Origin of the sequence: Variovorax paradoxus (assembly GCA_016806145.1) — a bacterium.
In the GTDB taxonomy this organism is placed as follows: Bacteria; Pseudomonadota; Gammaproteobacteria; order Burkholderiales; family Burkholderiaceae_C; genus Variovorax.
In genome coordinates this window covers 4,678,908-4,705,011 of record CP063166.1, presented here as the reverse complement: position 1 = coordinate 4,705,011, position 26,104 = coordinate 4,678,908, and the positions used below count along the sequence as shown (strand labels likewise).

At 70.1% G+C, this 26,104-nt stretch carries 25 protein-coding genes; 20 read left to right on the top strand and 5 right to left on the bottom strand.

Annotated elements, in window-relative coordinates:
- Positions 1 to 7 precede the first annotated feature (7 nt).
- Together INQ48_21970 and INQ48_21965 are read left to right on the top strand one after the other, a co-directional pair.
- On the top strand, positions 8 to 484 hold the full coding sequence (locus INQ48_21970; GenBank protein ID QRF56025.1) for a MarR family transcriptional regulator: 477 nt from the start codon (positions 8 to 10) through the stop codon (positions 482 to 484).
- Positions 481 to 2,010 (top strand): DHA2 family efflux MFS transporter permease subunit, encoded by a 1,530-nt coding sequence (locus INQ48_21965; protein QRF56024.1) that lies wholly within the window; start codon positions 481 to 483, stop codon positions 2,008 to 2,010. Before INQ48_21970 ends, INQ48_21965 begins: the two co-directional genes overlap by 4 nt.
- A 129-nt stretch (positions 2,011 to 2,139) precedes the next feature.
- On the opposite strand, the gene INQ48_21960 is transcribed toward INQ48_21965, so the two are convergent.
- Positions 2,140 to 2,967 (bottom strand): siderophore-interacting protein, encoded by an 828-nt coding sequence (locus INQ48_21960; protein ID QRF56023.1) that lies wholly within the window; start codon positions 2,965 to 2,967, stop codon positions 2,140 to 2,142.
- A gap of 13 nt (positions 2,968 to 2,980) precedes the next feature.
- The gene (locus INQ48_21955; GenBank protein ID QRF56022.1) at positions 2,981 to 3,556 is read right to left on the bottom strand and encodes a PadR family transcriptional regulator; all 576 of its coding nucleotides are present in this window, start codon (positions 3,554 to 3,556) and stop codon (positions 2,981 to 2,983) included.
- Between the two features lie 181 nt (positions 3,557 to 3,737).
- On the opposite strand from INQ48_21955, the gene INQ48_21950 reads away from it, so the two are divergent.
- The 6 genes from INQ48_21950 (at position 3,738) to INQ48_21925 (ending at position 10,498) form a co-directional block, all read left to right on the top strand.
- On the top strand, positions 3,738 to 4,208 hold the full coding sequence (locus tag INQ48_21950) for a transcriptional repressor (GenBank protein QRF56021.1): 471 nt from the start codon (positions 3,738 to 3,740) through the stop codon (positions 4,206 to 4,208).
- A 108-nt stretch (positions 4,209 to 4,316) separates the two neighbouring features.
- Complete coding sequence (gene rpmJ / locus INQ48_21945; protein QRF56020.1) at positions 4,317 to 4,466, top strand: 50S ribosomal protein L36; 150 nt, start codon at positions 4,317 to 4,319, stop codon at positions 4,464 to 4,466.
- A gap of 168 nt (positions 4,467 to 4,634) precedes the next feature.
- Positions 4,635 to 5,342: an ABC transporter ATP-binding protein gene (locus tag INQ48_21940; protein ID QRF56019.1), complete on the top strand. Its 708-nt coding sequence runs from the start codon at positions 4,635 to 4,637 to the stop codon at positions 5,340 to 5,342.
- A 2-nt stretch (positions 5,343 to 5,344) separates the two neighbouring features.
- On the top strand, positions 5,345 to 6,745 hold the full coding sequence (locus tag INQ48_21935) for a DUF3526 domain-containing protein (GenBank protein QRF56018.1): 1,401 nt from the start codon (positions 5,345 to 5,347) through the stop codon (positions 6,743 to 6,745).
- A gap of 16 nt (positions 6,746 to 6,761) precedes the next feature.
- Entirely contained in the window at positions 6,762 to 8,252 is a 1,491-nt protein-coding gene (locus INQ48_21930; protein ID QRF56017.1) for an ABC transporter permease subunit, read from the top strand.
- Between the two features lie 44 nt (positions 8,253 to 8,296).
- Positions 8,297 to 10,498: a TonB-dependent receptor gene (locus tag INQ48_21925; GenBank protein QRF56016.1), complete on the top strand. Its 2,202-nt coding sequence runs from the start codon at positions 8,297 to 8,299 to the stop codon at positions 10,496 to 10,498.
- On the opposite strand, the gene INQ48_21920 is transcribed toward INQ48_21925, so the two are convergent.
- The 3 genes from INQ48_21920 to INQ48_21910 form a co-directional block, all read right to left on the bottom strand.
- On the bottom strand, positions 10,495 to 11,334 hold the full coding sequence (locus INQ48_21920) for a hypothetical protein (protein ID QRF56015.1): 840 nt from the start codon (positions 11,332 to 11,334) through the stop codon (positions 10,495 to 10,497). The two genes, INQ48_21925 and INQ48_21920, sit on opposite strands and share 4 nt — an antisense overlap.
- Positions 11,335 to 11,371: 37 nt before the next feature.
- Positions 11,372 to 12,049 (bottom strand): HAMP domain-containing histidine kinase, encoded by a 678-nt coding sequence (locus tag INQ48_21915; protein QRF56014.1) that lies wholly within the window; start codon positions 12,047 to 12,049, stop codon positions 11,372 to 11,374.
- 438 nt (positions 12,050 to 12,487) lie between these two features.
- Positions 12,488 to 13,381, bottom strand: a complete 894-nt coding sequence (locus INQ48_21910; GenBank protein QRF56013.1) for a LysR family transcriptional regulator — start codon at positions 13,379 to 13,381, stop codon at positions 12,488 to 12,490.
- An 88-nt stretch (positions 13,382 to 13,469) separates the two neighbouring features.
- Here INQ48_21910 and INQ48_21905 point away from each other — a divergent pair, with 88 nt between their 5' ends.
- The 12 genes from INQ48_21905 to INQ48_21850 all read left to right on the top strand — a co-directional run bounded on the left by INQ48_21905 (position 13,470) and on the right by INQ48_21850 (position 26,096).
- Positions 13,470 to 14,663: a CoA transferase gene (locus INQ48_21905; GenBank protein ID QRF56012.1), complete on the top strand. Its 1,194-nt coding sequence runs from the start codon at positions 13,470 to 13,472 to the stop codon at positions 14,661 to 14,663.
- A 19-nt stretch (positions 14,664 to 14,682) separates the two neighbouring features.
- The gene (locus INQ48_21900; protein ID QRF56011.1) at positions 14,683 to 15,189 is read left to right on the top strand and encodes a MaoC family dehydratase; all 507 of its coding nucleotides are present in this window, start codon (positions 14,683 to 14,685) and stop codon (positions 15,187 to 15,189) included.
- An 83-nt stretch (positions 15,190 to 15,272) separates the two neighbouring features.
- The gene (locus INQ48_21895) at positions 15,273 to 16,283 is read left to right on the top strand and encodes a tripartite tricarboxylate transporter substrate binding protein (protein QRF56010.1); all 1,011 of its coding nucleotides are present in this window, start codon (positions 15,273 to 15,275) and stop codon (positions 16,281 to 16,283) included.
- A gap of 13 nt (positions 16,284 to 16,296) precedes the next feature.
- Positions 16,297 to 17,304, top strand: coding sequence for a tripartite tricarboxylate transporter substrate binding protein (locus INQ48_21890; GenBank protein QRF56009.1), 1,008 nt, complete (start codon positions 16,297 to 16,299; stop codon positions 17,302 to 17,304).
- A 1-nt stretch (position 17,305) separates the two neighbouring features.
- Complete coding sequence (locus tag INQ48_21885) at positions 17,306 to 18,556, top strand: CoA transferase (protein ID QRF56008.1); 1,251 nt, start codon at positions 17,306 to 17,308, stop codon at positions 18,554 to 18,556.
- Positions 18,553 to 19,716 carry an acyl-CoA dehydrogenase family protein gene (locus INQ48_21880; GenBank protein ID QRF56007.1) on the top strand — a complete coding sequence of 388 codons (1,164 nt, stop codon included), beginning with the start codon at positions 18,553 to 18,555 and terminating at the stop codon, positions 19,714 to 19,716. The genes INQ48_21885 and INQ48_21880 overlap by 4 nt, the downstream gene beginning before the upstream one ends.
- Positions 19,717 to 19,744: 28 nt before the next feature.
- Positions 19,745 to 20,770 (top strand): acyl-CoA dehydrogenase, encoded by a 1,026-nt coding sequence (locus INQ48_21875; GenBank protein QRF56006.1) that lies wholly within the window; start codon positions 19,745 to 19,747, stop codon positions 20,768 to 20,770.
- A 27-nt stretch (positions 20,771 to 20,797) separates the two neighbouring features.
- Positions 20,798 to 21,595, top strand: a complete 798-nt coding sequence (locus tag INQ48_21870) for a crotonase/enoyl-CoA hydratase family protein (protein QRF56005.1) — start codon at positions 20,798 to 20,800, stop codon at positions 21,593 to 21,595.
- Positions 21,596 to 22,045: 450 nt separating this feature from the next.
- A complete protein-coding gene (locus INQ48_21865; protein QRF56004.1) occupies positions 22,046 to 22,315 on the top strand; it encodes a hypothetical protein in 270 nt (89 codons plus the stop codon).
- A gap of 55 nt (positions 22,316 to 22,370) precedes the next feature.
- On the top strand, positions 22,371 to 23,021 hold the full coding sequence (locus INQ48_21860) for a DNA-3-methyladenine glycosylase I (GenBank protein ID QRF56003.1): 651 nt from the start codon (positions 22,371 to 22,373) through the stop codon (positions 23,019 to 23,021).
- A 218-nt stretch (positions 23,022 to 23,239) separates the two neighbouring features.
- Complete coding sequence (locus INQ48_21855; GenBank protein ID QRF56002.1) at positions 23,240 to 24,982, top strand: Ig-like domain-containing protein; 1,743 nt, start codon at positions 23,240 to 23,242, stop codon at positions 24,980 to 24,982.
- 34 nt (positions 24,983 to 25,016) lie between these two features.
- Positions 25,017 to 26,096: a hypothetical protein gene (locus INQ48_21850; protein ID QRF56001.1), complete on the top strand. Its 1,080-nt coding sequence runs from the start codon at positions 25,017 to 25,019 to the stop codon at positions 26,094 to 26,096.
- Positions 26,097 to 26,104 lie beyond the last annotated feature (8 nt).

Here is a 26,104-nt window from a genome sequence, read left to right as displayed (position 1 = left end):
GTCCCTTATGAAAAGGGACTTCAGCCAGCGTTTCGGCTTCATCGTGAAGGACGTGGCCAAGCGCTACGGCGAAGCCTTCGACCGCCTCGCGCGCGAGCGCATCGGCCTGAGCAGCGCCCAGTGCCGGCTGCTCGGCGTGCTGGCCATGGAAGGCGAGGAGGCGCCGCTGTCGCAGGCCGAGCTCGCGCAGCGGCTGGAGCTCACGCCGATGGCCGTGGGCGGCCTGTGCGACCGCATGGAGGCCGCCGGCTGGATCCGCCGCGAGGCCAGCGCCACCGACCGCCGCGTGAAGCTGATCCACCTGCAGCCCAGCGCCGAGAAGGCGCTCGATGCCGCCCTCAATCTCAGCGACGGGCTCAATGCGCGCGTGATGGCGGTGCTGGCGCCCGGCGAGCGCGCCCAGCTGCTGGCGCTGCTCGGCAAGGTGCGCGGCAGCCTGCTCGAGATCACGGGCGGCAACGGCCCCGAGGGCGAGGGCAAATGAGCGCCGCGCCCGGAGCCGCGGTGCCGCACCGCGGGATGATCACCGTCTCGATCATGCTCGCGACCATCATGCAGGCGCTCGACACCACGATCGCCAACGTCGCGCTGCCGCACATGCAGGGCAGCCTGCAGGCCTCGCAGGACCAGATCACCTGGGTGCTGACCTCCTACATCGTGGCCTCGGCGATCGCGCTGCCGCTCACCGGCTGGCTCTGCGGCCACTGGGGCCGGCGGCGCGTGTTCATCATCTCGGTGATCGGCTTCACCATCGCCTCGGCGCTGTGCGGCCTGGCGACCTCGCTGGTGGGCATCGTCGGCGCGCGGCTGCTGCAGGGCATCTTCGGCGCGGCGCTGGTGCCGCTGTCGCAGGCGGTGCTGCTGGACATCAACCCGCGCGAGAAGGTCGGCCAGGCGATGGCGATCTGGGGCGCGGGCATCATGGTCGGGCCGATCCTCGGGCCGCTGCTGGGCGGCTGGCTCACCGACAACTTCGACTGGCGCTGGGTCTTCTTCATCAACCTGCCGGTGGGCGTCTTCGCCTTCTGGGGCATCGCGCGCTACCTGCCCGAGAGCCGGCCGCAGGGCGAGAAGCTCGACATCTTCGGCTTCGTCACCCTGAGCCTCGCCATCGGCATGCTGCAGCTGTTCCTCGACCGCGGCGAGCAGATCGACTGGTTCGACTCGTGGGAGATCCGGCTCGAGGCCGCGGCCTCGCTGGTGGCCTTCTGCTTCTTCGTGGTCCACACCTGGACCGTGCGCGGCGTCTCCTTCTTCGACCGCGACCTGCTCAAGGACCGCAACTTCGTCACCGGCCTGCTGTTCGCCTTCATCGTCGGGATGATCCTGTACGCGACCATGGCGCTGCTGCCCAACTTCCTGCAGGGGCTGATGGGCTATCCGGTGGTCTACACGGGGCAGGTCACGGCGCCGCGCGGCATCGGCACCATGATCGCGATGCTGGTGGTGGGGCGGCTGGTGCAGCGCGTGGACGTGCGCGCGATCATGGCGCTGGGCTTCGGGCTCACGGCCTTCTCGCTCTACCAGATGACGCGCATCACGCTGCAGATGGACAGCACGCTGATCATCGTCTCGGGCTTCGTGCAGGGCCTGGGCATCGGCTTCACCTTCGTGCCGCTGTCGACCGCCACCTTCGCCACGCTGGCGCCGCGGCTGCGCAACCAGGGCACGCCGATCTTCAGCCTGCTGCGCAACATCGGCAGCAGCGTGGGCATCTCGATCGTGCAGGCGCTGCTCACCGAGGGTTCGAGCGCCGCCCATGCGCAGATCGCGACCAGCGTGGCGCCCGGCAATCCGGCGCTGGCCACGCTGCCCTCGATGATGTCGCCCGACAACCCGCTGGGCCTGGCGATGCTCAACGCCGAGGTCACGCGGCAGGGCGCGCTGGTCGGCTACCTCGACGACTTCGCGATCATGATGGTGATCACGCTGGTGGCGATCCCGCTGCTGCTGCTGATCCGCAGCCCGAAGCGCGCGGCGGCTTCCGGCCCGGCGGAAGTACCGCACTGAGCGTTGGCTCCCTCCCCCTCTGGGGGAGGGCTGGGGTGGGGGCACCGGGCCTTGCCATCGTTGCAAGCGCGTCGAGCGCCCGCAGCCCCCATCCCAGCCTTCCCCCAGAGGGGGAAGGAGAAAGACGCATCAGTCCTCGATCGCGTCGTGCGTCGCGGCCGTGCCGCGGCGCCAGTAGCCCGAGGCCCGGATCCACTTCGGATGGGCGCCGCGCTCGCCCACGAGATGCGCGCGCACCGCCTTCGCCACGCCGGTCTCGCAGCCGACCCAGGCGTGGTAGTCGCCCTCGGGCAGCGCCTGCTTCTTGAGCGTCTCGAGCAGCATCGGGCTCAGGCCCGCCGACACGCCGCGGCGATGCACCCACACCAGCGTGAGCGCGGCCCGGGTCTCGAACGGGATCTCGTCCTCGGGCCCGTCGACCTCTGCCAGCACCACCACGCGCGCGCCCTCGGGCAGCTCGCCCAGGCGGCGCGAGATCGCGGGCAGCGCGGTGTCGTCGCCGATCAAGAGGTGCCAGTCGAACTCGGTCGGCACGATGAACGAGCCGCGCGGGCCGCCCACGCCGATGCGGTCGCCGGGCCTGGCGTTCTCGGCCCATTGCGTGGCGGGGCCGGCCTCGTGCAGCGCGAAGTCGATCTCGAGCGTCCTCGCGGCCGCGTCGTGGCGGCGCGGCGTGTAGTCGCGCATGGTGGGCCGGCCCTCGGGCCAGACCGGACCTTCGGGGCCCATGGTCGGCAGGGTCAGGCGGCCGGTGGCCGGGTCGGGGAAGAACAGCTTGGCGTGGTCGTCGAAGCCCGGGCTGTGGAAGCCCTCGAGCTCGTCGCCGGTGAGCACCACGCGCAGCAGGTGCGGCGTGACGCGCTGCACGCTCTTCACCGTGAGCTGGCGAAAGCGCAGGTCGTGGCGCACGCGGCGCGGCAGGCGGTCGGGTTGGGGGGCGGTGGAGAAGTCGGTCATGTGCGGTTGACTTTCAAAGGCGTTCGATCTGTTGTGCGGCGCTGTCGAGCACCGCGGCGAATTCGTGGGCTTGTTGTTCGGTGAGGGGCGTGCCCGAGAGGCGCAGGCGCATCGCGAGCTTGAGGTTCTCGATGGCGCGCGTGACCTGCGGCGGCCGGCCGCCGCGCGCGCCGGCGCCGTCGACGCCGCCGTTGAGGCGTTCCATCATCGACTCGGCGGTCTCGCGGTTGGCCGCCAGGTACTCGCGCCCGCTGTCGGTGAGGGTGTAGCGCTTGCGGCCGCCGCCCTCGGCGCCGCTCTCGACGCTGAGGTGGCCCAGCTCCTCGAGCAGGGTCAGCGTGGGATAGACCACGCCGGGGCTCGGCGCGTAGCTGCCGCCCAGGCGTTCCTCGATCAGCTTGATGAGTTCGTAGCCGTGCGAGGGCTTGTCGGCAATGAGCTGCAGCAGCACGAAGCGCAGGCCGCCATGGCCGAACACCCGGCCGGCGCCGAAGCCGTGGCGCCCGCCGCGGCCCCGGCCGCCCGAGAGGCCGTCCTCGTGCTCGCCGCGCGGGGTGCGGTGGCAATGGTCGAAGTGGAAATGGCGCATGGGAGCCTCTCTTTCTGAATCGATATCTGTTTGTGTCTAAATTATTTTAGATATATCTAAATCGACGAGTCAAGAGGGGCGGGAGGCAAGACCGGAGCGCTTTCATGGGCAATTCAGATAGCCGCCAACGCAGTCCCTCGGCGCCGCGAGGCGGTATTCGACGCGCCGTACCATCGAGGCCATGGAACGTCTTACCCGCCAGCGCGCCGCCGTGTTCTCGGCCTTCAGCGATGCCAGCCGCGTGCTCACCGCCCCCGAAATCCATGCGCATGCGCGCGAACTCGTGCCCGAGATCAGCCTGTCGACCGTCTACCGCCAGGTGTCGGCGCTGCTCGCGGACGGCGAGATCGCCAAGGTCGAGCTGCCCGGCGAGCCCGCGCGCTACGAGGTCTCGTGCCGGGAAGAGCCGCATGCGCACGCGCACGGCGACTATGCCCACGAACACGAGAAGGGGCAGGGCCGCGCGGGCGACCACCACCATCACTACTTCCATTGCCTGTCGTGCGGCCAGGTGTTCCTGCTGCACGCCTGCCCGGGCCCGATGGACGACCTCGCGCCGCCGGGCTTCCAGGTCGCGAGCCACGAAGTGACCCTGCACGGCAACTGCGCGGCCTGCGTGGCGAAGGCGGCACCGGCTGGCCGATCGCACTGAACAGGGCCGAACAAGGCACCCGCGCGGTGCTCATTCTTCTTTACAAAGTTATTGCGAACGTATTCCCAATAACTTAGACTGCTGGTTTCCATCCAACGGCGCGACGCCATGCAAGTCCTGTCCTCCCTCAAAGAAGCCAAGAAGCGGCACCGCGATTGCCAGGTGGTCACCCGGCGCGGACGCACCTACGTGATCTGCAAGTCCAACCCGCGCTTCAAGGCGCGGCAGGGCGGCGCGAAGAACAAGCACGCCCGCTGATCGCCTGAAGCCACGGCACCGGCCGCGCCGGTGCCCAGCCAACTCCCTTTTCCTTCGAACGCCACCGCATGCATCCGCATGCGCGTGAGCCTGCGCGCGTCCATCGCGGATGCATGCGGGCGTGCGCGCGCCGTTTTCCCGCTCCTTCCTTCCGACCGGAACCTTCCCATGCTCAGAGCACAGGGCCTCACCAAGCAGTACGGCAGCCATGTCGCGCTCGACCGCCTCGACCTCGACATCCGCGCGGGCGACATCTACTGCCTGCTCGGCGCCAACGGCGCGGGCAAGACCACCACCATCAACCTGTTCCTCCACTTCATCGCGCCCAGCGCGGGCACGGTGGAGATCAACGGCGTCGACGTCACGCGCCATCCGCTCGCGACCAAGCAGGACGTGGCGTACATCCCCGAGCACGTCACGCTCTACGGCACGCTCTCGGGCCTGGAGAACCTGCGCTTCTTCGCCGGCCTCGCGCTGGGCCGCGCGCTGCCGCGCGAACGGCTGCTCGAGCTCATGACGGCGGTGGGCCTCGACCACGCGGCAGCCGACAAGCGCGTGTCGGCCTATTCCAAGGGCATGCGCCAGAAGGTCTGGATCGCGGTCGCGCTGGCCAAGGAGGCCAAGGCGCTGCTGCTCGACGAGCCTACCTCGGGCCTCGATCCGCACGCGGCCAGCGAGTTCTCCGAGCTGCTGCGGCGCGCCGCCGACCAGGGCGTGGCCGTGCTGACCACCACGCACGACCTGTTCCATGCGCAGCAGACCGCCACGCGCGTCGGCATCATGAAGAGCGGCCGCCTCGTCGACAGCCTCGAGGGCGCGCAGCAGATCGCGCGCATCGACCTGCAGTCGCTGTACCTGCAGCACATGAGGGCCTGAGCATGTGGCGCTGGATCGCGAACCGCGAATTCACCGAACGGCTGCGCGACGGCCGCCTGCTGTGGGCCGGCGGCCTGGTGCTGGTGCTGCTGTTCACCGCGCTCGGCGTGGGCTGGGCGCACCAGCGCGAGGCGCGCGCCGAGCAGCAGGCCGCGCAGGCGCTCGACTACCGCGACTGGCTGGCGCAGGACCGGCGCCATCCGCACGACGCCGCGCACCAGGGCATGCATGCCTTCAAGCCCGAGGCGCCGCTGGCCATGGTCGACGCGGGCATCAACCCCTACATCGGCAGCACCGTGTGGCTGCAGGCGCACCGCCAGAGCGAGGTCAAGTTCAATCCCGCGCAGGACGCCACCGGCCTGCAGCGCTTCGGCAACCTCTCGGTCGGCTGGATCCTGCAGGTGCTCGGGCCGCTGCTGGTGATCGTGCTGGGCTTCAACGCCTTCGCGGGCGAGCGCGAGCAGGGCATCCTGCGCCAGACCCTGAGCCTGGGCGTCTCGCCGCTTCGGTTGCTGGCGGGCAAGGCGCTCGCGCTCGCGGCCTCGCTCGCGGTGCTGCTGGTGCCGGCCGCACTGGTCGCCGCGCTCGCGGTGGGCCTGGGCGCCGCGCCCGGCGAACGCGCCGATGCGCTGCTGCGCCTGGCGGCCTGGAGCCTGGGCTATGCGGTCTACCTCGGCGCCTTCGTGTTCGTGGTGCTCGGCGTGTCCGCGCTGTGCGCCACCTCGCGCGCGGCCATCACCGTGCTGCTCGCGCTGTGGGTGGCGCAGGCCGTGATGGCGCCGCGCGTGCTGTCCGAAGCGGCGCGCGCGGCCTATCCGAGCCCGACCCGGCTCGAGTTCAACCAGGCGCTGCAGGCCGAGCTCAAGCAGGTCTCCGACCGCACCTGGCTGCAGGCCTTCGGCACCACCGAGCGCTGGGGCCGCGACGTGCCGCTCAGCCAGTGGGGCATCGCGCTGCGGCTCGACGACCAGGCCTCCTACCCCGTCTACGACCGCCACTACGGCCGCCTCTGGGACACCTGGGAGCGCCAGCAGCGGCTGCAGGAATGGAGCGGCCTGCTGCTGCCGCTGCTCGCGATGCGCAGCTACTCGATGGGCATGGCCGGCACCGACTTCGCGCACCACCGCAGCTTCACCACCGCGGCCGAACTGCATCGCCGGCGGCTGCAGGACCTGATGAGCGAGGACCTGGTCGCGCATGCCGATCCGCTCGGCGACCGCCACTTCGCCTACCAGTCGGGCCCCGAGCTGTGGGCCAAGGTGCCGCCGTTCGTGCACCGGACGCCGCGCGTGGGCTGGGCGCTGCGCCACCAGCTGCGCAGCCTGGCCGTGCTGTGCGCCGGCCTGCTGCTGGCCGCGGCCTTCGCGGCCGTCGCGGTGCGCCGCCAGCGCGCGCTGGCCTGAACCGAGGAAACCCGCCATGTCCGTCTCCATCGTCCAACCGCCCCAGGGCTTCAGGCTGCGTGCCGTCATGCGCCAGGAGCTGCGCCTGCTGCTGGCCGACCGCAGCGTCTGGGTCGTGGCCCTGTTGTTCCTGCTGCTGGTCGGCTACGCGCTCGGCAACGGCCTCGCGCAGACCGCGCAGCGCGACCGCGCGCAGGCCGCCGTGGCCCAGGCCGACCGCGACACCCGCGCCGCGCAGCGCGCGCAGCTCGAGGCCATCCTCGCGGGCCGGGCCCAGCCCACGCCGTTCGAGAACCCCGCCGATCCCTCGCGCATGGCCAGCAGCTACGGCGCGCAGCACGCGATCCTGCCGAGCGCGCCGCTCGGGCCGGTCGCGCTCGGGCGCAGCGACCTGTTCCCGAGCCAGTTCCGCGTCACGCACCAGAGCCGCGTGGCCTTCATGAACCCGAGCGACATCGAGAACCCCTGGTACCTGCTGAGCGGCCAGTTCGACCTGGCCTTCGTGCTGGTCTACCTGCTGCCCCTGCTGATCTTCGTGCTGGGCTACAACCTGCTGTCGGCCGAGCGCGAGAACGGCACCTTGCGCCTGCTGCTGTCGCAACCGCTGCGCCTGCGCACGCTGCTGGCCGGCAAGCTCGCGGTGCGCGCGGCCGCGCTGCTGGTGCCGGCGGTGCTGCTGCCCGTGGGCGTGCTGCTGTTGGCGCGGCAGGCGGGCTTCGCGCCGTCGGCGCCGGGCGCGGGCACGGTCACCTTCTGGTGGGCGCTGCTGGTGGGCGCCTATGCGCTGTTCTGGTTCGCGCTGGTGGTGGCGGTCAATGCCTTCGGCGCGCCCTCGGCCACCAATGCCATGGTGCTGATGATCGCGTGGGTGCTGCTGGTGCTGGTGGCACCGGTGCTGCTCAACCTCGCGGTCACGCAGGCCAGCCCCGCGCCCTCGCGCACCGAGCTCGCGACCCAGACGCGCACGCTCACGGCCGCGGCCATGAAGCGCCATGCCGAGCTGCTGAGCACCGACTACAAGCACGTCGGCCAGGGCGCGCTGCTGCTGCCGCGCGACGGCAAGATCGAGATCAGCGCGCGCGGCCTCGCCAACTACCGCATCGAGCGCGAGATCGACGAGGCGATCGCGCCCGAGCTCGAGCGCTTCGAGCGCCAGCACGCGGGCCAGCAGCGGCTGCTCGAACGCTTCGGCGCGCTGTCGCCCGCGGCCGTGGCCTACGAAGGCATGACCGGGCTGGCGGGCACCGGCGCGCGGCGCCATGCGCAGTTCGTCGCGCAGACGGTGGGCTTCCACCTTGCGTGGAAGCACTTCTTCTTTCCGCGCATCGAGGAACGCAGCGCGCTGATGCCGGCCGACTTCGACCGCATCCCCCGCTTTGCATGGCGCGAGGAATCGCCGCGCGAGTTGCGCGACCGTGCGCTGGCGGCCGTGCTGCAACTGCTGCTGCCGAGCCTGCTGCTGTTCGGCCTCGCGGGCTGGCGGCTGCGCCGCTTCTCGGTGGCTTGAGCACGCACGCAAAAAGAACGATCAATCTCCGGAGGGAATTTCAGATGAAACACACGATGTCGGGCGTGGCCGCGGCCATCGCCGCGCTGTCCATGGCGGGCGCGCAGGCACAGGAACAACCGGCGCCGCAGGCGCAACAGGCTTTGGGCGCGATCACGGTCGAGGGCAACCGCGACGCCGAGGGCCTGCACCTCGAGGGCAGCAGCGGCAGCGCCTCGCGCCTGGGCCTCACGGTGCGCGAGACGCCGGCCTCGGTCGAGGTGTTGTCGCAGGAACTGATACAGCAGCGCGGCGCGCGCACCTTCAGCGAGGCGCTGCGCGGCGTCACCGGCCTCGCGGGCGGCGGGCCGCCGTCCTCGCCCACCACGCTGTCGACGCGTGGCTTCACCAGCCTGCTCTATCTCTACGACGGCGTGCGCACCTCGGGCGCGGGCGTCACCAACCGCGTGCAGGACACCTGGAACTACGAGCGCATCGAGGTGCTCAAGGGCCCGGCCTCGGTGCTCGACGGCGAAGGCGCGATCGGCGGCGTCGTCAATTTCGTGACCAAGCGGCCCGACCGCAACAACCCGAACCGCGAACTCTCGGTCGGCTACGGCAGCTTCGGATCGACCCGCCTGGGCGTGGGCTTCGGCGGGCCGGTCGGCGAGTCGGGTGCCTACCGGCTCGACTACAGCCACAACGACAGCCGCGCCGGCAACGTGCCGGGCAGCGGCGAGCGCATGGACCACTTCACCAGCGGCCTGGCCTTCGACCTCGGCGGCTCGGTCAAGCTCGACCTGAGCTTCGACTACCTGAAGGACGACAACAAGGCCTACTGGGGCACGCCGCTGGTGCCGGCCTGGTTCGCGACCGATCCCACGAGCGTGGTGCGCACGCCCGACGGCCGCGTGATCGACCGGCGCATCGCGCGCATCAACTACAACGTGCTCGACAACGAGAACACATCGGAAACCTACTGGCTCAGCGCGCGCCTGAGCGGCCGCCTCGGCGACAACTGGTCGTGGCGCAACACGGTGGCGGCCAACAAGTCGCAGCGCCTGTTCCGCAATTCCGAGAGCGCCGTGTTCGTCCCGCCCGCGAGCATCGCGCGCGACCAGACCCAGATCACGCACGACCAGGACTTCTGGCTCGAGCGTTTTGACGCCACCCACCACGGCACCTTCGGCGGCATGGACAACCGCTTCGTGGTCGGCGGCGAGCTCAGCGGCACCCGCTTCGACAGCCAGCGCCGCTTCTCCGACGGCCAGGCCTCGACCGCCGCCGCATTGCGCGTGCCGGCGCTCGCGCCCTTCACCGGCTTCTACAGCGACGATCCGCGCCTGAGCGCCACCGGCGCCGGCAACCGCACCGACACCACCTCGCGCGTCGACGTGAGCTCGGTGTTCGTCGAGGATGCGCTCAAGCCGCTGCCCGGCCTCACGCTGGTGGGCGGCTGGCGCCACGACCGCACCAAGGTGCAGCGCGGCATCGCCGACCTCAACACCGGCGGCTACAGCCGCTTCGACACCAGCTACCGCACCGACTCGGGCCGGCTCGGCGCGGTCTACGACCTGTCGCCGCAGGCCAGCGTCTACGCGCAATACACCAACGCCACCGTGCCCGTGGGTTCGTTCTTCCTGCTGTCGCAGTCGAACGCCAACTTCCCGATGTCGCGCGGCAAGCAGGCCGAGGTCGGTTTCAAGCACAGCCTGCCCGAGGCGCGGCTCGAATGGACCGCCGCGCTCTACAAGATCGAGCTCGACAACGTGCTCTCGCGCGATCCCAACAAGCCCGGCGACACCGTCAACAACGGCCGCCAGTCCTCGCGCGGCGTCGAGCTCTCGGCCGTGTGGCGGCCCACGCGCCAGCTCACGCTGGCGGGCAACCTTGCCGCACTCGACGCGCGCTTCGACACCCTGGTGGAGGCCGGCGGTGTCTCGCGCGTGGGCAACACCCCGCCCAACGTGCCGCGCCGCGTGGCCAACCTGTTCGCCACCTGGCGCCCCGACAACTCGAACTTCGAGTGGTTCCTCTCACTCAACCATGCGGGCCACGTCTTCACCGACAACGCCAACCAGATCCGCATCGACGGCTACACCACCGTCGACGCGGCCGTCAGCTACCGCCTGAAGCCTGCCCTGCTGACCTTCCGCGTGCGCAACCTCACCGACCGTCTCTACGCCACCTGGGGCGGGCGCGCGGTGAGCCAGGTGCTGCTGGCGCCGGGGCGCAGCTTCGAGGTGTCGGCGCGCTTCGATTTCTAGGCGCCTGGCGTCTGCGCGATCGCGGCGCGCAGGGCATCGGCCTGCCGCCGCGATTGCATCAGCGCCAGCCCGTTGGCGCCGAGTTCGCGTCGCCGCGCATCGTCGCGCAGCAGTGCGACGCAGGTCGGCACGATGCCGTCGTACGAGGTGAAGGCCACGGCGCCCGCGTACGCGCGTTCCGCCTCGGGATCGTCGCCGGTCTCCGACACCACGCAGCAGCCGTTGGCCAGCAGGTAGGACACGCGCACCACCTCGAACAGCCGGCCCTCGTAGTAATGCAGGTTCAGCACGATGCGGCTGCGCGCGATGTAGGCGTCGCGCGCGGCGCCGTAGACGCCGAACAGCGCGACCACGCGCAGCCCCGCGTCCTCGAGGGCCAGCAGCGCCACGCGCCGCCGCTCGTTGACCGAGCCGTAGAACAGCACGTCGATGTCGCGCGTTTCGCGTGGCACGATGCGCCGCAGCGCGTCGGCATGGCCCACTTCGCACAGCGTGGCCGCGATGCCGATCGAACGCAGCAGCGCCACGTTGCGCGCGCTGTAGTCCCACACCCGGTGGCGGCGCAGCAGGTCGAGATAGCGCTCGGACCACCAGGGCGAGCCGGGCGACAGTTGCTCGAGGTTGAACAGGATCGCGCGGCGCGGCGGGCGGTCGGGCACCGAGGGCAGCAGGTTGGCGCCGAGCACGATCGTCTCGCCCTCGGGGCGGCGGCGAACGATCGGCGCGGCCACGCCGAGCTCGCGCAGGCCTTCGCTCAGCGCGAGCGCGAACTCCTCGAAGGCACCGCTGTGGACATAGTCCGGCGGCGTGACGATCCAGATGCTGGCAGGGGGCACGGCGCGTGCTCCTCGGGGGAAAGGGGCCCGATGATAGTCAGCCGGCTCCGGCGAAGCGTCCTTCGATCGAGGTGCCGGCCACGAGGCGCAGTTCGCCGCGGTGCGCGTCCGCGATGGCGCGCAGCAGCGCCTGGCGGTGCGCGCGGGCCAGCTGCTGCCCCGGCGTTTCGGTAGCGTCCCGTGTCGGCGCATCGCCCGCATGCACGGCGATGCGAAAGCGCGCGCCGTCGATCTCGCTGACCACGATGCAGCGCGACGCGGCCCGCGGCGCGAGTTCCTCGAGCGCGAGCCGCACGAACTGCGCGAGGCGCGCCGGATCGCCTAAGCAGTCGCCATGCCCGAGCCGGTCGTGCTCGATCGCGATCGCCTCGTGCGACGAACGCCGCGCCTCGATCGCCTCGCCGATCACGTGGTGCAGCGGGAAGCGCTTCGCGGCCATGGCGATGGTCCGCCCGGCCGCGAGCCGGCAGAAGTCGGCGAGCTCCTCGGCCTGCTCATGGGCGCGCACGGCCGCGCTGTCGAGGTGCTCGAGCACCGCGTCGGGCTCGTTCAGGTCGCCGCGCCGCGCGAGCAGGTCCACGCCGAGGCGGATCGCGGACAGCGAGTTGCGCACGCCGTGCATGGCGGCGTCCATGAGGCTGTCCATCGATGGGGCCGACGGTCGGCCGCCGGGGCCCAACGTGGTGGCGCTCCAGGTGGACAGCGCCCAGTTCACGGCAAAGGGGCGCCGGCTGAGGGTGGAGGCCGAAGCAGCAGCAGGCGGGGAAGCGCGCGGAGCACGCGGCGATGGCGGTTGCGCATCGCCGTTCGGAAGAAGGTCGGGCATGTCGTCACGCAAGGGCGCCGTCGGGAGGAATCCGGGCGGCCGGCCTGGCGCGCTCGCGATGTCGGCGCGCATGCGGCGGGCGCTCCGACGAAAGGAATGATGCGCTGCCGCATGAACGCGCGTTGTCGGGCGAAGCGGCAGCGCGTGTAGGCGGATACCGACGTTCAGGGCCTGCGCGCGGCCGTGCGCGGCGCGCCGCTGCATCCGAATGCCGACGCCGACAGCTCGCCGGCCAAGGCCCCCCCCAGAACGGCCTGCCGGCCCTGGGCGACCTGACGAGCGCGCTGGACTTCTCGAAGAAGTCCTGAGCAGCGAGGCCCGGCGCCCTTAAGCGTCGGGCTGCTCCAGCACGCTCTCGAGGAAGCGCTGCGCCGCCGAGGTCTGCGCGCCCGGCGGCAGCGCGAGCGCGATGCCGATCGCGACCTGCGCGCCCGCGCCCGAGAGCGGCTTGAACACGACGTTGCGCGCCACATGGCGCGTCGCGACCGAGGGCACCAGCGCCACGCCCAGGCCGCTCTCGACCAGGCTGATCAGCGTCTGCACCTGCACCGCCTCCTGCTGCACGTTGGGAATGAAGCCCGCCTGCTGACAGGCCAGGAGCGCCGCCGCATGCAGGCCGGGCACCTCCATCGCGCCGTACATCACGAAGGGCTCGTCGGCCAGGTCGGCCAGCGCCAGGCGACGCCGCCGCGCGAGCGGATGGTCGGCCGCGACCGCGGCCACGAACACGTCGCGCTCGGCCGGGAAGATGCGCGCGTGGCAGGCGCGCCCGATCGGGAAGCGCACCAGGCCCACGTCGACGTCGCCGGCCTCGACCATCTCGACGATGCGCGCGGTGGTCGATTCGCCGAGCTGCAGCTGCACGCCCGGATAGCGCGCGCGAAAGCGCGGCAGCACGCGCGGCATCAGCGCATAGGTGGCCGAGCCCACGAAGCCCACGCGCAGGATGCCGGCCTCGCCGCGCGACGCCGCCTGCGCCGCGCGCGCGAACTGCTCGGCATGGAAGACCGCGCGCCGCGCCTCCTCGAGCGCCGCCGCGCCCGCGGGCGTGAGCTCGGTGCCGCGCCGGTTGCGCACGAACAGCGGCACGCCCACCTGTTCCTCGAGCCGGCGGATCGAGGCCGACAGCGGCGGCTGCGCCATGTGCAGGCGCTCGGCCGCGCGGTGGAAGTTGAGCGTCTCGGCAAGGGCCACGAAGTGGCGCAGCTGGCGGGTGTCCATGATCTGTAAACGGTATCACAGAGCAGGTATTTGATATTGGACGGCATCCGGTCCCCTTCGCAGAATCGGCGCAGGAGACAAACAGACGATGCTTCCCCTGCAGGGCGTGAAGGTGCTCGACCTCTCGAGCGTGGTGTTCGGACCCCTGGCCAGCCAGACGCTGGCCGACTACGGCGCCGAGGTGATCAAGGTCGAGCCGCCCGAGGGCGATTCCACGCGCCACACCGGCCCCGCGGCCGAGCCCGGCATGGCGGCCGTGTTCCTCGGCAGCAACCGCAGCAAGAAGAGCGTGGCGCTCGACCTCAAGCAGGGCGCCGCGCGCGAGGCGCTGATGGCGCTGGTGGCGCAGGCCGACGTGTTCATGCACAGCATGCGGCCGCAGAAGCTCGGCGGCCTGGGCATCGATCCGCACACGCTGCTCGAGCGCTTTCCGCGCCTGGTCTACGCGGGCCTGCACGGCTTCTCGCAGCACGGTCCCTACGCGGGCCGGCCGGCCTACGACGACGTGATCCAGGGCATGTCGGGCCTGGCCTCGCTCATGCAGATGCAGTCGGGCGAGGCGCGCTACCTGCCGACCATCGCGGCCGACAAGACCTGCGCGCTGGTCGCGGCCCAGGCCATCCTGGCCGCGCTGTTCCGGCGCGAGCGCACGGGGCAGGGCGGCTTCGTCGAGATCCCGATGTTCGAGACCATGGTGTCCTTCAACCTCGTGGAGCACCTCTACGGCAACCACTTCGAGCCGCCGCTGGCCGAGGCCGGCTATCCGCGCGTGCTCACGCCCTGGCGCCGCCCGTGGCGCACCGCCGACGGCCACATCTGCATGATGCCGTACACCTCGCTGCACTGGCGCCGCTTCTTCGCCGAGGTGGGCGAGCCCGCGCTGGCCGACGATCCGCGCTTCACCGACATCGCCGCGCGCACGCAGCACATCGGCGAACTGCTCGCGCTGGCCGGCGGCTTCGTCGCGCGCGGCAGCACCGCGCACTGGCTCGCCACCTGCGAGCGGCTCGAGATCCCGGCCGCGCCGGTCAACCGGCTCGAGGACCTGCCGCGCGACCCGCACCTGGCGGCCACCGGCTTCTTCGCCGAGCTCGACGACCCGCGCATGGGCCGGCTGCGCTTTCCGGGCGTGCCGGTGCGCTTCGACGGCGAGCGCGCACCCGTGCGCATGCCGCCGCGCCTGGGCGAGCACACGCGCGAGAGCCTGGTGGCGGCCGGCGTGCCGGGCGCGCATGTCGATGCGCTGATCGCCGATGGCGCCGCGATCGTCCCTTCCGCCTGAACAACGCAGCGAGAACCGCATGAACGACAAGACCGATACCTTGCCCCGCCTCACCGCCGAGGACGCCGCGCTGCCGCGCCTCGGCCAGGGCTTCGTCTGGCAGGACCTGGCGCTGGGCCAGCGCCTGCGCACCTTCCGCCGCACCATCACCGAGGCCGACCTCGTCGCCTTCATCGGCGTGACCGGCATGGTCGAGGCGATCTTCATCGACGCCGACTACGAGGCCGGCGCGATCGCCGGCCGCCCGGTGCCGGCCGCGCTGACCTACACGCTGATCGAGGGCTTCATCCTGCAGACCATGATCCAGGGCACCGGCCTCGCGATGCTCGAGCTGGTGCAGAAGATCCATGCGCCGGTGCGCGTGGGCGACCGCATCGAGGCGGTGGTCGAGGTCACCGGCATCCGGCCGACCTCGAAGGGCGGCCGCGCCATCGTCGATTCGCGCATCACCGTCTTCAACCAGCACGGCCAGTGCGTCATGCACTACGACGCGCGCCGGCTGCTCGCGGGGCGCGACCCGTCCTGAGCCCGCGCGGGGCGAGCGCCCGCAGAGCGCGATCCCGCCGCACCACCCGTTCCCAGTTCCAACGACAAATCGGAGACAAGCCCATGCATTCCAGAACCCCTGGCGCCGCGCGCCCGCCCCAGCGGCGATCGCTGTTGCTCGCCACCGCGGCCGCCATCCTCGCCGCGTCGGCGGCTCCCGCCTTCGCGCAGGGCGGCGGCTACCCGAGCAAGCCGATCACCATGGTCGTGCCCTTCCCGCCGGGCGGCCCCACCGACCTGGTGGCGCGCGTGCTGGCGCAGAAGCTCTCCGAGCAGCTGGGCCAGAACGTGCTGGTCGACAACCGCGGCGGCGCCAACGGCAACATCGGCGCGCAGCTGGTGGCGAAGGCACCGGCCGACGGCTACACGCTGCTCTACAACACCTCCTCGATCGCGCTGAGCCCGGCGCTCTACAAGAGCGTGTCGTACGACGTGCAGAAGGACTTCGCGCCCGTCGCGCTGGTGGCCGTGGTGCCGCTCGCGCTGGTCACCCATCCCTCGGTGCCGGCCAACAACGTCAAGGAATTCGTGGCCTATGCCAAGGCGCATCCCGGCAAGCTCTCGTACGGCTCGGCGGGCAACGGCAACGTCACGCACTTGGGCGCCTTCCAGTTCGTGCAGGCCAACGGCATCGATGCCGCGCACGTGCCCTACAAGGGCAGCGCGCCGGCCGACGTCGACCTGGTCGGCGGCCAGATCCAGTTCATGACCGACACCGTCAACTCGGTGATGGCCTTCGTGCGCGACAAGCGCATGAAGATGCTCGCCGTGACCACGGCCAAGCGCATGTCGCTGTTCCCCGACGTGCCCACGCTGGCCGAGTCGGGCATGCCGGGCTTCGAGGTCGGCGCCTGGCAGGGCGTGATGGTGCCCGCGGGCACGCCGGCGCCGGTGGTCGAGCGGCTCAATGCCGAGATCGTCAAGGCGCTGAAGGCACCCGACGTGCGCGAGCGGCTCGCGCTGCAGGGCGCCGAGCCGTTGGGCTCGACCCCCGCCGAGTACGGCGCCTACGTGCGCAAGGAACTCGCGCGCTGGGCCGGCGTGGTCAAGGCCACGGGCGTGACGCTCGATTGACCGGAGAGGCACCATGAGCACCACACCACGCAAGACCCGCACCGCGCGCCGCCGCACCTTCGGCATCGCGCCCGCGCTGCTGCTCGGCTGGGGCCTGCTGGGCAGCGCCGCCCCGGCCGCCGCGCAGGACTTTCCGTCGAAGCCGATCAAGTTCGTCGTGCCCTTCCCGCCGGGCAGCGGCACCGACACCTCGGCGCGCTACTTCGCGCGCAAGCTCAACGAACTCACGGGCCAGCCCGTGGTGGTCGAGAACAAGCCCGGCGCCAACGGCTTCATCGCCGTGAAGGCCGTGCTCGCGGCGCCGGCCGACGGCTACACCGTGTTCGTCGGCAGCAACTCCACGCTCGCGGTCAACGTCGCGCTGTTCAGGCAGCTGCCCTACGACCCCGTGGCCGACCTCGCACCGCTCACGATGATGATGCGTTCGCCCGCGCTGGTCGTCGTGCCCGGCAACTCCGAATACAAGACACTGCCGGCGCTGATCGCGGGCGCCAAGGCCAGGCCCGGCGTGCTCAACTACGGCGCGGGTTCGGCCGGCTACCAGCTGATGTCGGAACTCTTCAACGACGCGGCCAGGGTGCAGACCGCGCACGTGCCGTTCAAGGGCGCGGCCGAGGCCGTGATCGCGGTGGTCTCGGGCACGGTGAACTTCGCCTTCGCCGAGATCACCAGCGTGCAGGAGCTCGCGCGCTCGGGCAAGGTGCATGCGCTGGCCGTGGCCTCCGACCGGCGCGTGCCCGCGCTGCCCGAGGTGCCCACGGCGGCCGAGGCCGGCCTGCCGGGCTTCACGGCCTACACCTGGGTCGCCGGCATGGTGTCGGCGAAGACACCGAAGGCCGAGACCGAGAAGCTCGCCGCGCTGCTCACGAAGATCGAGAAGATGCCCGAGACGCGCGAGTTCTACGAGCGCATCGGCGCCGAGGTGATGCAGGGCGGCCCCGAGGAGATGCGCAACTTCCAGAACGCCGAGATCCAGCTCTGGAAGCGCATCGCGGTGACGGCCCGTGTCGAGCAGCAGTGAGATGAAGAAGCCATCTGCCGATGCGCCCGTGCCCGGCGCGCTCTCGCACATCCGCGTGCTCGATCTCTCGCGCGTGCTGGCCGGCCCCTGGGCCAGCCAGACGCTGGGCGACCTGGGCGCGGAAGTCATCAAGGTCGAGCGTCCCGGCCGCGGCGACGACACCCGCCTGTGGGGCCCGCCCTTCCTCAAGGACCGCGAGGGCGCCGACACGCGCGACTCGGCCTACTACCTGTGCGCCAACCGCAACAAGAAGTCGGTGGCGATCGACTTCACCACCGCCGCCGGCCAGGCGCTGGTGCGCGATCTCGCCAAACGCTGCGACGTGCTGATCGAGAACTTCAAGGTCGGCAGCCTCGCGCAGTACGGCCTCGACCATGCCTCGCTGCTCGCGCTCAATCCGCGGCTGGTGTATTGCTCGATCACCGGCTTCGGCCAGACCGGCCCCTATGCCGAGCGCGCCGGCTACGACTTCCTGATGCAGGGCATGGGCGGTCTCATGAGCATCACCGGCCGCGCCGACGGCGAGGAGGGCGCCGGCCCGGTCAAGGTGGGCGTGGCGCTCACCGACATCCTCACCGGCCTCTATGCGAGCACCGCCATCCTGGCCGCGCTGCAGTCGCGCGACCTCAGTGGCGTGGGCCAGCACATCGACCTCGCGCTGCTCGACGTGCAGGTGGCCTGCCTCGCCAACCAGGGCATGAACCACCTGTACGGCGGCCAGCCGAAGCGCATGGGCAACGCGCATCCCAACACCGTGCCCTACCAGGACTTTCCCACGGCCGACGGCCACATGATCCTGGCCATCGGCAACGACGGCCAGTTCGCGAGCTTCTGCCGCGCCGTGGGCCAGGCCGAATGGGCGAGCGATGCGCGCTTCGCCACCAACGCCGACCGCATCGCGAACCGCATCGCGCTGATCGCGCTGATGCGCGAGGTCACGCTCACGCGCGGCACCGCCGAATGGATCGCGCTGTTCGAGCGCGTGGGCGTGCCCTGCGGCCCCATCAACACCATCGCCGACGTGTTCGAGGACCCGCAGGTGAAGGCGCGCGGCACGCAGATCCGCATGGCGCATCCGGTGGCGGGCGAGATCCCGCTGGTGGCCAGTCCGCTGCGGCTGTCGCAGACCCCCGTGCAGTACCGGCGCGCGCCGCCCACGCTCGGGCAGGACACGCACGAGGTGCTGGGCGATCTGATGGGCCTGTCGGCGCAGCAGATCGGCGACCTGACGAACCAAGGAGTGATTGCATGAGTGGAGCCCTGAGCTCGCTGTCGATGACGGCGATTCCGCCCGAGGACGAGGCGCTGCGCGCGCCCGTGCGGGCTTTCCTGGCCGAGGCGTTGAAGGACGTGCCGGCGCCAGTGCGCGCGCGCTCCTGGTCGGGCTACGACGGCGCCTTCAGCCGCGCGCTCGGCGCCAGGGGCTGGCTCGGCATCACCTTGCCGACCGAATACGGCGGCGGCGGCCGCAGCGCCTTCGCGCGCTACGTGCTGGTGGAGGAGTTCCTCAACGCCGGCGCGCCCGTCGGCTCGCACTGGATCGCCGACCGCCAGAGCGGTCCGCTGATCCTCAAGTACGGCACCGAGGCGCAGAAGCGCTTCCACCTGCCGCGCATCTGCCGCGGCGAATCCTTCTTCTGCATCGGCATGAGCGAGCCCAACGCCGGCTCCGACCTCGCGAGCGTGCGCACGCGCGCCGTGAAGGGCGCCGACGGCTGGACGCTCAACGGCCAGAAGATCTGGACCACCAATGCGCATCACTGCCAGTACATGATCGCGCTGGTGCGCACCTCGGGCGAGCCCGAGGACCGTCACAAAGGGCTGTCGCAGCTCATCGTCGACCTCTCGCTGCCCGGCGTCACCGTGCGGCCGATCGAGGACCTCTCGGGCGACTCGCATTTCTGCGAGGTCTTCTTCGACAACGTGCAACTGCCCGCCGATGCGCTCATCGGCGCGGAGGGCCACGGCTGGGAGCAGGTCACGGCCGAGCTGGCCTTCGAGCGCAGCGGCCCCGAGCGCCTGTTCTCGAGCATCGTGCTGTTCGACGAGTGGCTGGCCTTCGTGCGCACCGAGGCCGGCCGCACGCCCTCGGCGGTGCGGCTGGCGGGCCGCATCATGGGCCAGCTCGCGCCGCTGCGCGCCATGTCGCTCGCCGTCACCCGGAAGGTGGCCGAAGGCGGCAGCCCGGTGGTCGAGGCTGCGCTGGTCAAGGACCTGGGCACCGGCGTCGAGCAGCTGATACCGGCCGCCATCGCAGACGACCTCTACGGCCGCGCCGAGGGCACGCCCGTGCCGCTCGAGCTGCTGCTCACCCTCGAATACGTGACCCAGGTCGCGCCCTCGTTCTCGCTGCGTGGCGGCACGCGCGACATCCTGCGCGGAATGATCGCGCGCGGCCTCGGCCTGCGCTGAGCCCGCGGCGCCAATAAGGAACCAAAGCATGGAAGACATCTACGCCGACGCCCTGCGCGGGCTGCTCGAGGACTGCTGCACCCTGCGCCATGTGCGCGAGATCGAGGCCGGCGGCCCGGCGGGCGCGCTGTGGGAAGCGATCGAAGGCTCGGGCTTCGCCAATGCGCTGCTGCCCGAATCGGTGGACGACGGCGCGGGCCTCACGCTGGCCGACGCCTTCGCGCTGCTCGAACTCTGCGGCCGCTTCGCCGTGCCCGTGCCGCTGGCCGAGACCATGACCGCGCGCGCCCTGCTCGCGCAGGCCGGCGTGCGGCGCCCCGGCGGCAGCATCGCGCTGGCCGCGGGCCCGCTCGACGCCGATGGCGCGCTGCATTGCGAGCGCGTGGTCTTCGGCCGCGTCGCCGACTGGGTGCTGGCGCAGGTCGAAGGCGCGCCGTCGCGCTGCCTGCTGCTGCCCGTCGATGCGGCCGAGGCCACGCCGGCCGTCGCGCCGCTCGATGCCGGCCTGCGCTGGCCGGCCGATGCGCTCGCCGCCGCGCCTTCCTTCGAGGGCGGCGAGGCCCTGCGCCTGCATCAGGCACGGCTGCTCGCGGCCCAGCTCGCGGGCGCGCTGTCGGCCGTGTTCGAACGCACGCTGCAGTACGCCAACGAGCGCCAGCAGTTCGGCCGCGCCATCGGCAAGTTCCAGGCGATCCAGCACCAGCTCAGCGTGATGGCCGAGCATGTGTTCGCCGCGCGCATGGCCGCGCAGATGGGCTGCACCGCGGGCGATGCGCCAACGCTCGCACCCGATGCGCTGCGCGCGGCGGTCGCCAAGGCACGCACCAGCGAGGCCGCGCTCGAGGTCGCCGCGTTGAGCCACTCCATCCACGGCGCCATCGGCTTCACGGCCGAGTTCGACCTGCAGGTCTACACGCGCCGCCTGCATGCCTGGCGCCAGGCGGCCGGTGCCGAATCGCACTGGCACGACCTCATCGGCACCTTGCTCGTCGACGGCCGCTTCGAGCGCTCGCTCGACCTGCTGCGCGCCGCCACCGATCCCGTCGCGGCCTGACCGCCCTCACTCCGGAGACATCACCCCATGGACAGCTTCCTCCAATCCGAGCGCGACGGCGCCATCCTCGTGCTCACCATGAGCCAGCCGCAGACGCGCAACGCGCTCACCGGCAACAGCGCGGTCGAGGAGATCGTGCAGGCCTGCGCGCAGGTCACGCGCGACCGCGGCATCCGCGTCGTCGTGCTGACCGGCGCCGACCCCGTGTTCAGCTCGGGCGGCAACGTCAAGGACATGCAGCGCTACGAGAAGGAGGGCCTCTCGCCCGAGGTCATCCGCGAGGAGTACCGCAACGGCATCCAGCGCCTGCCCAAGGCGCTCTACAACCTCGACGTGCCCGTGATCGCCGCCGTCAACGGTCCCGCGGTCGGCGCCGGCCTCGACCTCAGCTGCATGTGCGACATGCGCATCGCCTCCGAGAAGGCCACCTTCGCCGAGAGCTTCGTCAAGGTGGGCATCGTGCCGGGCGACGGCGGCGCCTGGCTGCTGCCGCGCGTGGTCGGCATGTCGAAGGCCTCGGAGATGGCCTTCACCGGCGATGCCCTCGACGCGCAGGAAGCGCTGGCCTGCGGCCTGGTCTCGCGCGTGGTGCCGCACGAGCGGCTGATGGAGGAGAGCCTCAAGCTCGCCGCGCGCGTGGCCGCCAACCCCGGCGGCGTGCTGCGCATGACCAAGCGGCTGCTGCGCGAGGGCGAGCGCAGCACGCTCGAATCGCTGCTCGAGATGTCGGCGGGGTATCAGGCCATTGCGCACATGACGAGCGATCACCGCGAGGCGGTGCGGGCGTTCATCGAGAAGCGCAAGCCGGTGTTCGGCAACGAGTGAGGAGGGCGGCCGCTCGAGCCGGCCGTTTCATCCAGGCGGTGCGCCCGCCACCATCGGCAGGTTGCCATCGCGGGCCTTGAAGCACGAACACGCCGTCGGCGATCTGCCCGTGCGCGGCCCCGATGCGAGCCCGAAAGTCATCGCTCTGTGTCCCCGCAGGAGCGCGCGGCAGATACCTCGCCGTTTCGAGAATTTCTCTACAGATTCTTTTCTCTTTCGCGGCTTCGCTTCTCTACAGTGAATGCCCCGTCGGCCCGGCACCCCGCCCGTGCGCCCGACGAATCCCGCGAAAGGAGATCTCCGACGACATGACCGCCTTGCCGCTCGGCGGGTGCCGATGCTTCGCGCATCGTCACGAACGAGAGGCACAAAAGGCGACGGCCGGGATGCGCAAACACCCCGGCCGTCTAACCAAGTGAAGTGCCCAACTTTCGAAAGAACGCACAACAAATGGCTAAAAGCATTATGGCCGGGCGTCCCACGCCCACATCGCCCCCTCGAACGTCGAGCCAGCCCTTCAGGCGCATGGACCCCGACGACGCCTGGGACCTCTTCAATGCCAAGCTGACCCAGCTCGATTCGCTGCTGAGCTGCTGCCATGGCAAGGGCAACGGCTGGTTCGAGGAGGCTGGCGAGACCCAGCGCGAACGCATGCTGTGGCTCGCGGCCGACCTGTCACGCGACGTGATCGAACTGTTGCGCGCAAGTCGGCGCCAATAGAAGGACCGAAACCGGCGAGGCACGCGCGAGCGCGCTTCGCGAGAATGCCCCCTCCATGGACCTCGCACCCGATGCCTCCCCCGCCGCCGACGACGGCCTGATCCAGTCCGCCGACGGCCAGCGCCATTGCGCCTGGCACCCGCAGATGCCCGACTACCACGCCAACGAGTGGGGCCGCCCGGTCGGCGACGACCGCGCCCTGTTCGAGAAGATCTGCCTCGAGGGCTTCCAGTCGGGCATGGCCTGGATCACCATCCTGCGCAAGCGCGAGGCCTTCCGCGCGGCCTTCGCCAACTTCGAGATCGACAAGGTGGCGGGCTTCGGCGAGAAGGACATCGAGCGGCTGATGGCCGATGCCGGCATCGTGCGCAACCGCGCGAAGATCGTCTCGGCGATCAACAACGCGAAGCGGGCGAAGGAATTGATCGCCGAGGCGGGCTCGCTGGGCGCCTGGCTCTGGCGCTTCGAGCCCGCGCCGAAGGACCGGCCGGCCGTGGTCGACATCGCCTACTACCGCGCCAACCCGACCACGCCGGCGTCGGAACGCATGTCGAAGGAATTGAAGCGGCGCGGCTGGACCTATGTCGGTCCGACCACGCTCTATGCGTTCATGCAGGCGATGGGGCTGGTCAACGACCACCTCGAGGGCTGTGCCTGCCACGCTGAGGTGGAAGCGGCGCGCGAGCGCTTCGTGCGGCCGGGCTGAGCCGCCAATTGAAAGACGTCGCTGGTCGAGCGATGTCAAACCGGGGTTGCCGACCGACCTCGTTTGGTTGCTTATTGCAAACACATGTCTTGCAATGGCCAAGAAAAATTGCGTGACTCGCACACATCGGTTTAATTGCATGGGGTTGCACGATTAACATCTCCTCGCGCTCCGGAGAGGGAGGCGCTTTTTTCTAATTAAAAAGAGGAGTGATCGTGTTGAAAAAGACATTGGCCATCGCCTGCGTGGCGACATTGCTTTCAGCCTGCGGCGGTGGTGGTAGTGGCGGCGGTGGGGCCTTCCCGCCATTCCCGGCACCTGCACCCGCGCCGGCTCCCGCGGCCGACACGACGCCACCGAGCGTCGTGGCCTTCAATCCCACGACCAGCACCGACGTCCCTCGCAACACCGAGATCTCGGCCACCTCGAGCGAAGCATTGCTCGCAACGACGGTGACCGACAGCAATCTGCGCATGACCCGTATGGGGGTTGCAGTTCCGGGCTCGTTGAATTACGACGCAGCGAAATACAAGATTTCCTTCGCGCCGACGAAGGCGCTGGATCTGCTGGCCAATTACACCGTGACGGCGGGGACCGGCCTCAAGGATCTGGCGGGCAACAGCCTGGCCGCGGAGAAGTCCTGGTCGTTCCGCACGGCCGATGGGAATTGGGAAGCCCCGCACCAGATCGAGTCCGCGATGGACAACCCGGGCAATGTCGTCGGGGCGCTGGACGACCAAGGAAACATGATTGCCGTCTGGGCGAGCCTGGTTGACGGCGTGTTCCAGATTCGCGCCGCGGCGCAGAGCGCGAGCGGTGATTGGGGTGCCGCCAGCCGGTTGAGCACGCCAGGAAAATACCAGGCCCTGGTCCCGCAGATCCGCTTGGACCGCCAAGGCAATGGCCTGGTCATCTGGCTGCAGTTGGACAACACGGGCACTGAAGTGTGGTCGTCGCGCTTCGTCAAGGGGACCGGCTGGCAAGCACCGACACGCCTGGACCGTACGGTCAGCCCGACTTCCGCCGCGTCGCTCGCGCTCGACGCCGACGGCAATGCCTTTGCCGTCTGGAGCAAGCGCGAAGCGCAGAACGGCAATTCGGATATCTGGGGCTCCCGCTTCACGCCGGCCGGCGGTTGGCAGGCGCCGGTCCGTCTGGGCAGCTCGGCCAATATCGGTACCTACGACCAGGCCGATCAGCCGCAGGTGGCCGTGGATGCCGCGGGCAACGCCTACGTGCTGTGGGTACAGCGATCCAGTGACGCACCGGTCTGGGTCGCGCGCTATCAGGCGGGCAGCGGCTGGCAGCCCGCGGTGTCGCTGGGCGCCGCTCGCCTGGGTGAGCCGTACGCCCCGAGGCTCGCCGTGTCGGGCTCGGGTCGGGTGATGGCGCTGTGGAACACCTTTGTTTTCTCGGGTACGTCGTATCGCTTCGACCTGTGGTGGAGCGCTCTTGCAACGCCGGGCGGCAATTGGAGCGCGCCGGCCCTGCTCGAAAACGACGATGCGAGCAATGCCATGAATCAGGTGCTGGCAGTCGATGGCGCTGGGAACTTCCATGCCATCTGGGAGAAGCAAGACGTTGCCAACTACCGTAGCGACCTCGTCTATCGCCGGTACATCCCGGGCGCGGGCTGGGAGACGGGCTCGACCGTCATTACGGCGAATGGCAACTATCTCCAGAATCGGATTCCCAGCCTAGTGGCGGACCGCAACGGCAACTTGATGGTGCTGTGGAGCGCCTACAAATCGGGCAATGGCGGAGCAGACGAGGGCACGTTCGCCCGGCGCTACGTGGCCGGTGAAGGATGGCGCACCCCCGTTCGCGTGGGCGCCGCGGGGGCCGCGGCAGCGGCCGGCGCCTTGCTGGATGTGCAGGCGGATGGCTCCATTGCGGCGACCTGGACGGAGCCTGAACCGTCCCGCAGCAGCGGGCCCATCTTCGCGGCGCGGTTCAAGTAAGGCAGGTCGCAAAACAAACCAAGAGGAGAAGAGGATGAGGAACAACACATATAGCGCGCTCGGCATCGCGCTGCTCGCCACGCTGACCGCATGTGGCGGCGGCGGCGGTGGTGGAGGCGGCGGCGGTTTCCCGATCGCGCCCATTGCGATCACGCCGAGCACGCCGCCGCCTGCAGCCAATCCGGACCCGGTGCCGCAGGATCCCGTCCTGCCCGCCCTGTCGCTGGACTTCGAGCTGCTGACCAACGAATTCGATCCGGTGAAGCTGCTCGCTGCGCTGAATGCGGAAGGAGGCAAGGGATTCCGCTGGGTCACCTCGCCCAACTTCAAGAACGACCCGAGGCATGTGCTGTCGAAGGACACCAAGGCGACCGACAAGTACATCTACGAATTCCTGGATGTGGGGCTGTCGCAGGCGGACTACCTCACGCAGATCAATGCCAGGGGCGCCCATGGCTTCAGGCTGCTCAACGACGGAACATTGCTGCGCAACAGCGCGGTGAGTGCCTGGTACAGCTACACGCTGGAAACGAGCTTGCGCAGGAACAGTTTCAATACCGACCCCAACAACGATCCGGTGAGCCTGGACGGCTTCCTGGCGCAGCTCAATGCGAAGGGTGCGCAAGGCAGTCGATACATCGGGGAAAAGCTTTTCGCATCGTTGCCGGACGGCCGTTTCAACATCCAGAGCGTCTATGAGAATGCCGGGAACGGAGTCTTCCAGTACGAGATGTTGCCGGGGGCCGGAAAGGACGCCGACTTCATCGCGCAGCTGAATGCCCAGGGCGCCAAGGGATTCAGGCTCAACTTCATCGTCTTCCTGAAGAGCGGCGAGACGAAGGCCTTCTACGTGAAGGACAAGGCGCAGACGCCGAAATTCACCTACTGGATCGTCGATCGCCCCGTCGATGCGTCGGCATTCCTGGCCCAGTTGAAGGACAACGCGAGCCGCGGCAGGGCTTTCTTCGTCGACAACTACGCCTCGGGGACCGACAGGGTCACGGGCCCGGGTTCGTCGGAGCCGGTGCAGAAGGTCATCTACTCGGCTTCCGCGCAATGCCAGGGCGTTCTTTGCGGCGACCTGTATGCGTTCTCGATCATGAGCATCTACTGAAGCCGACC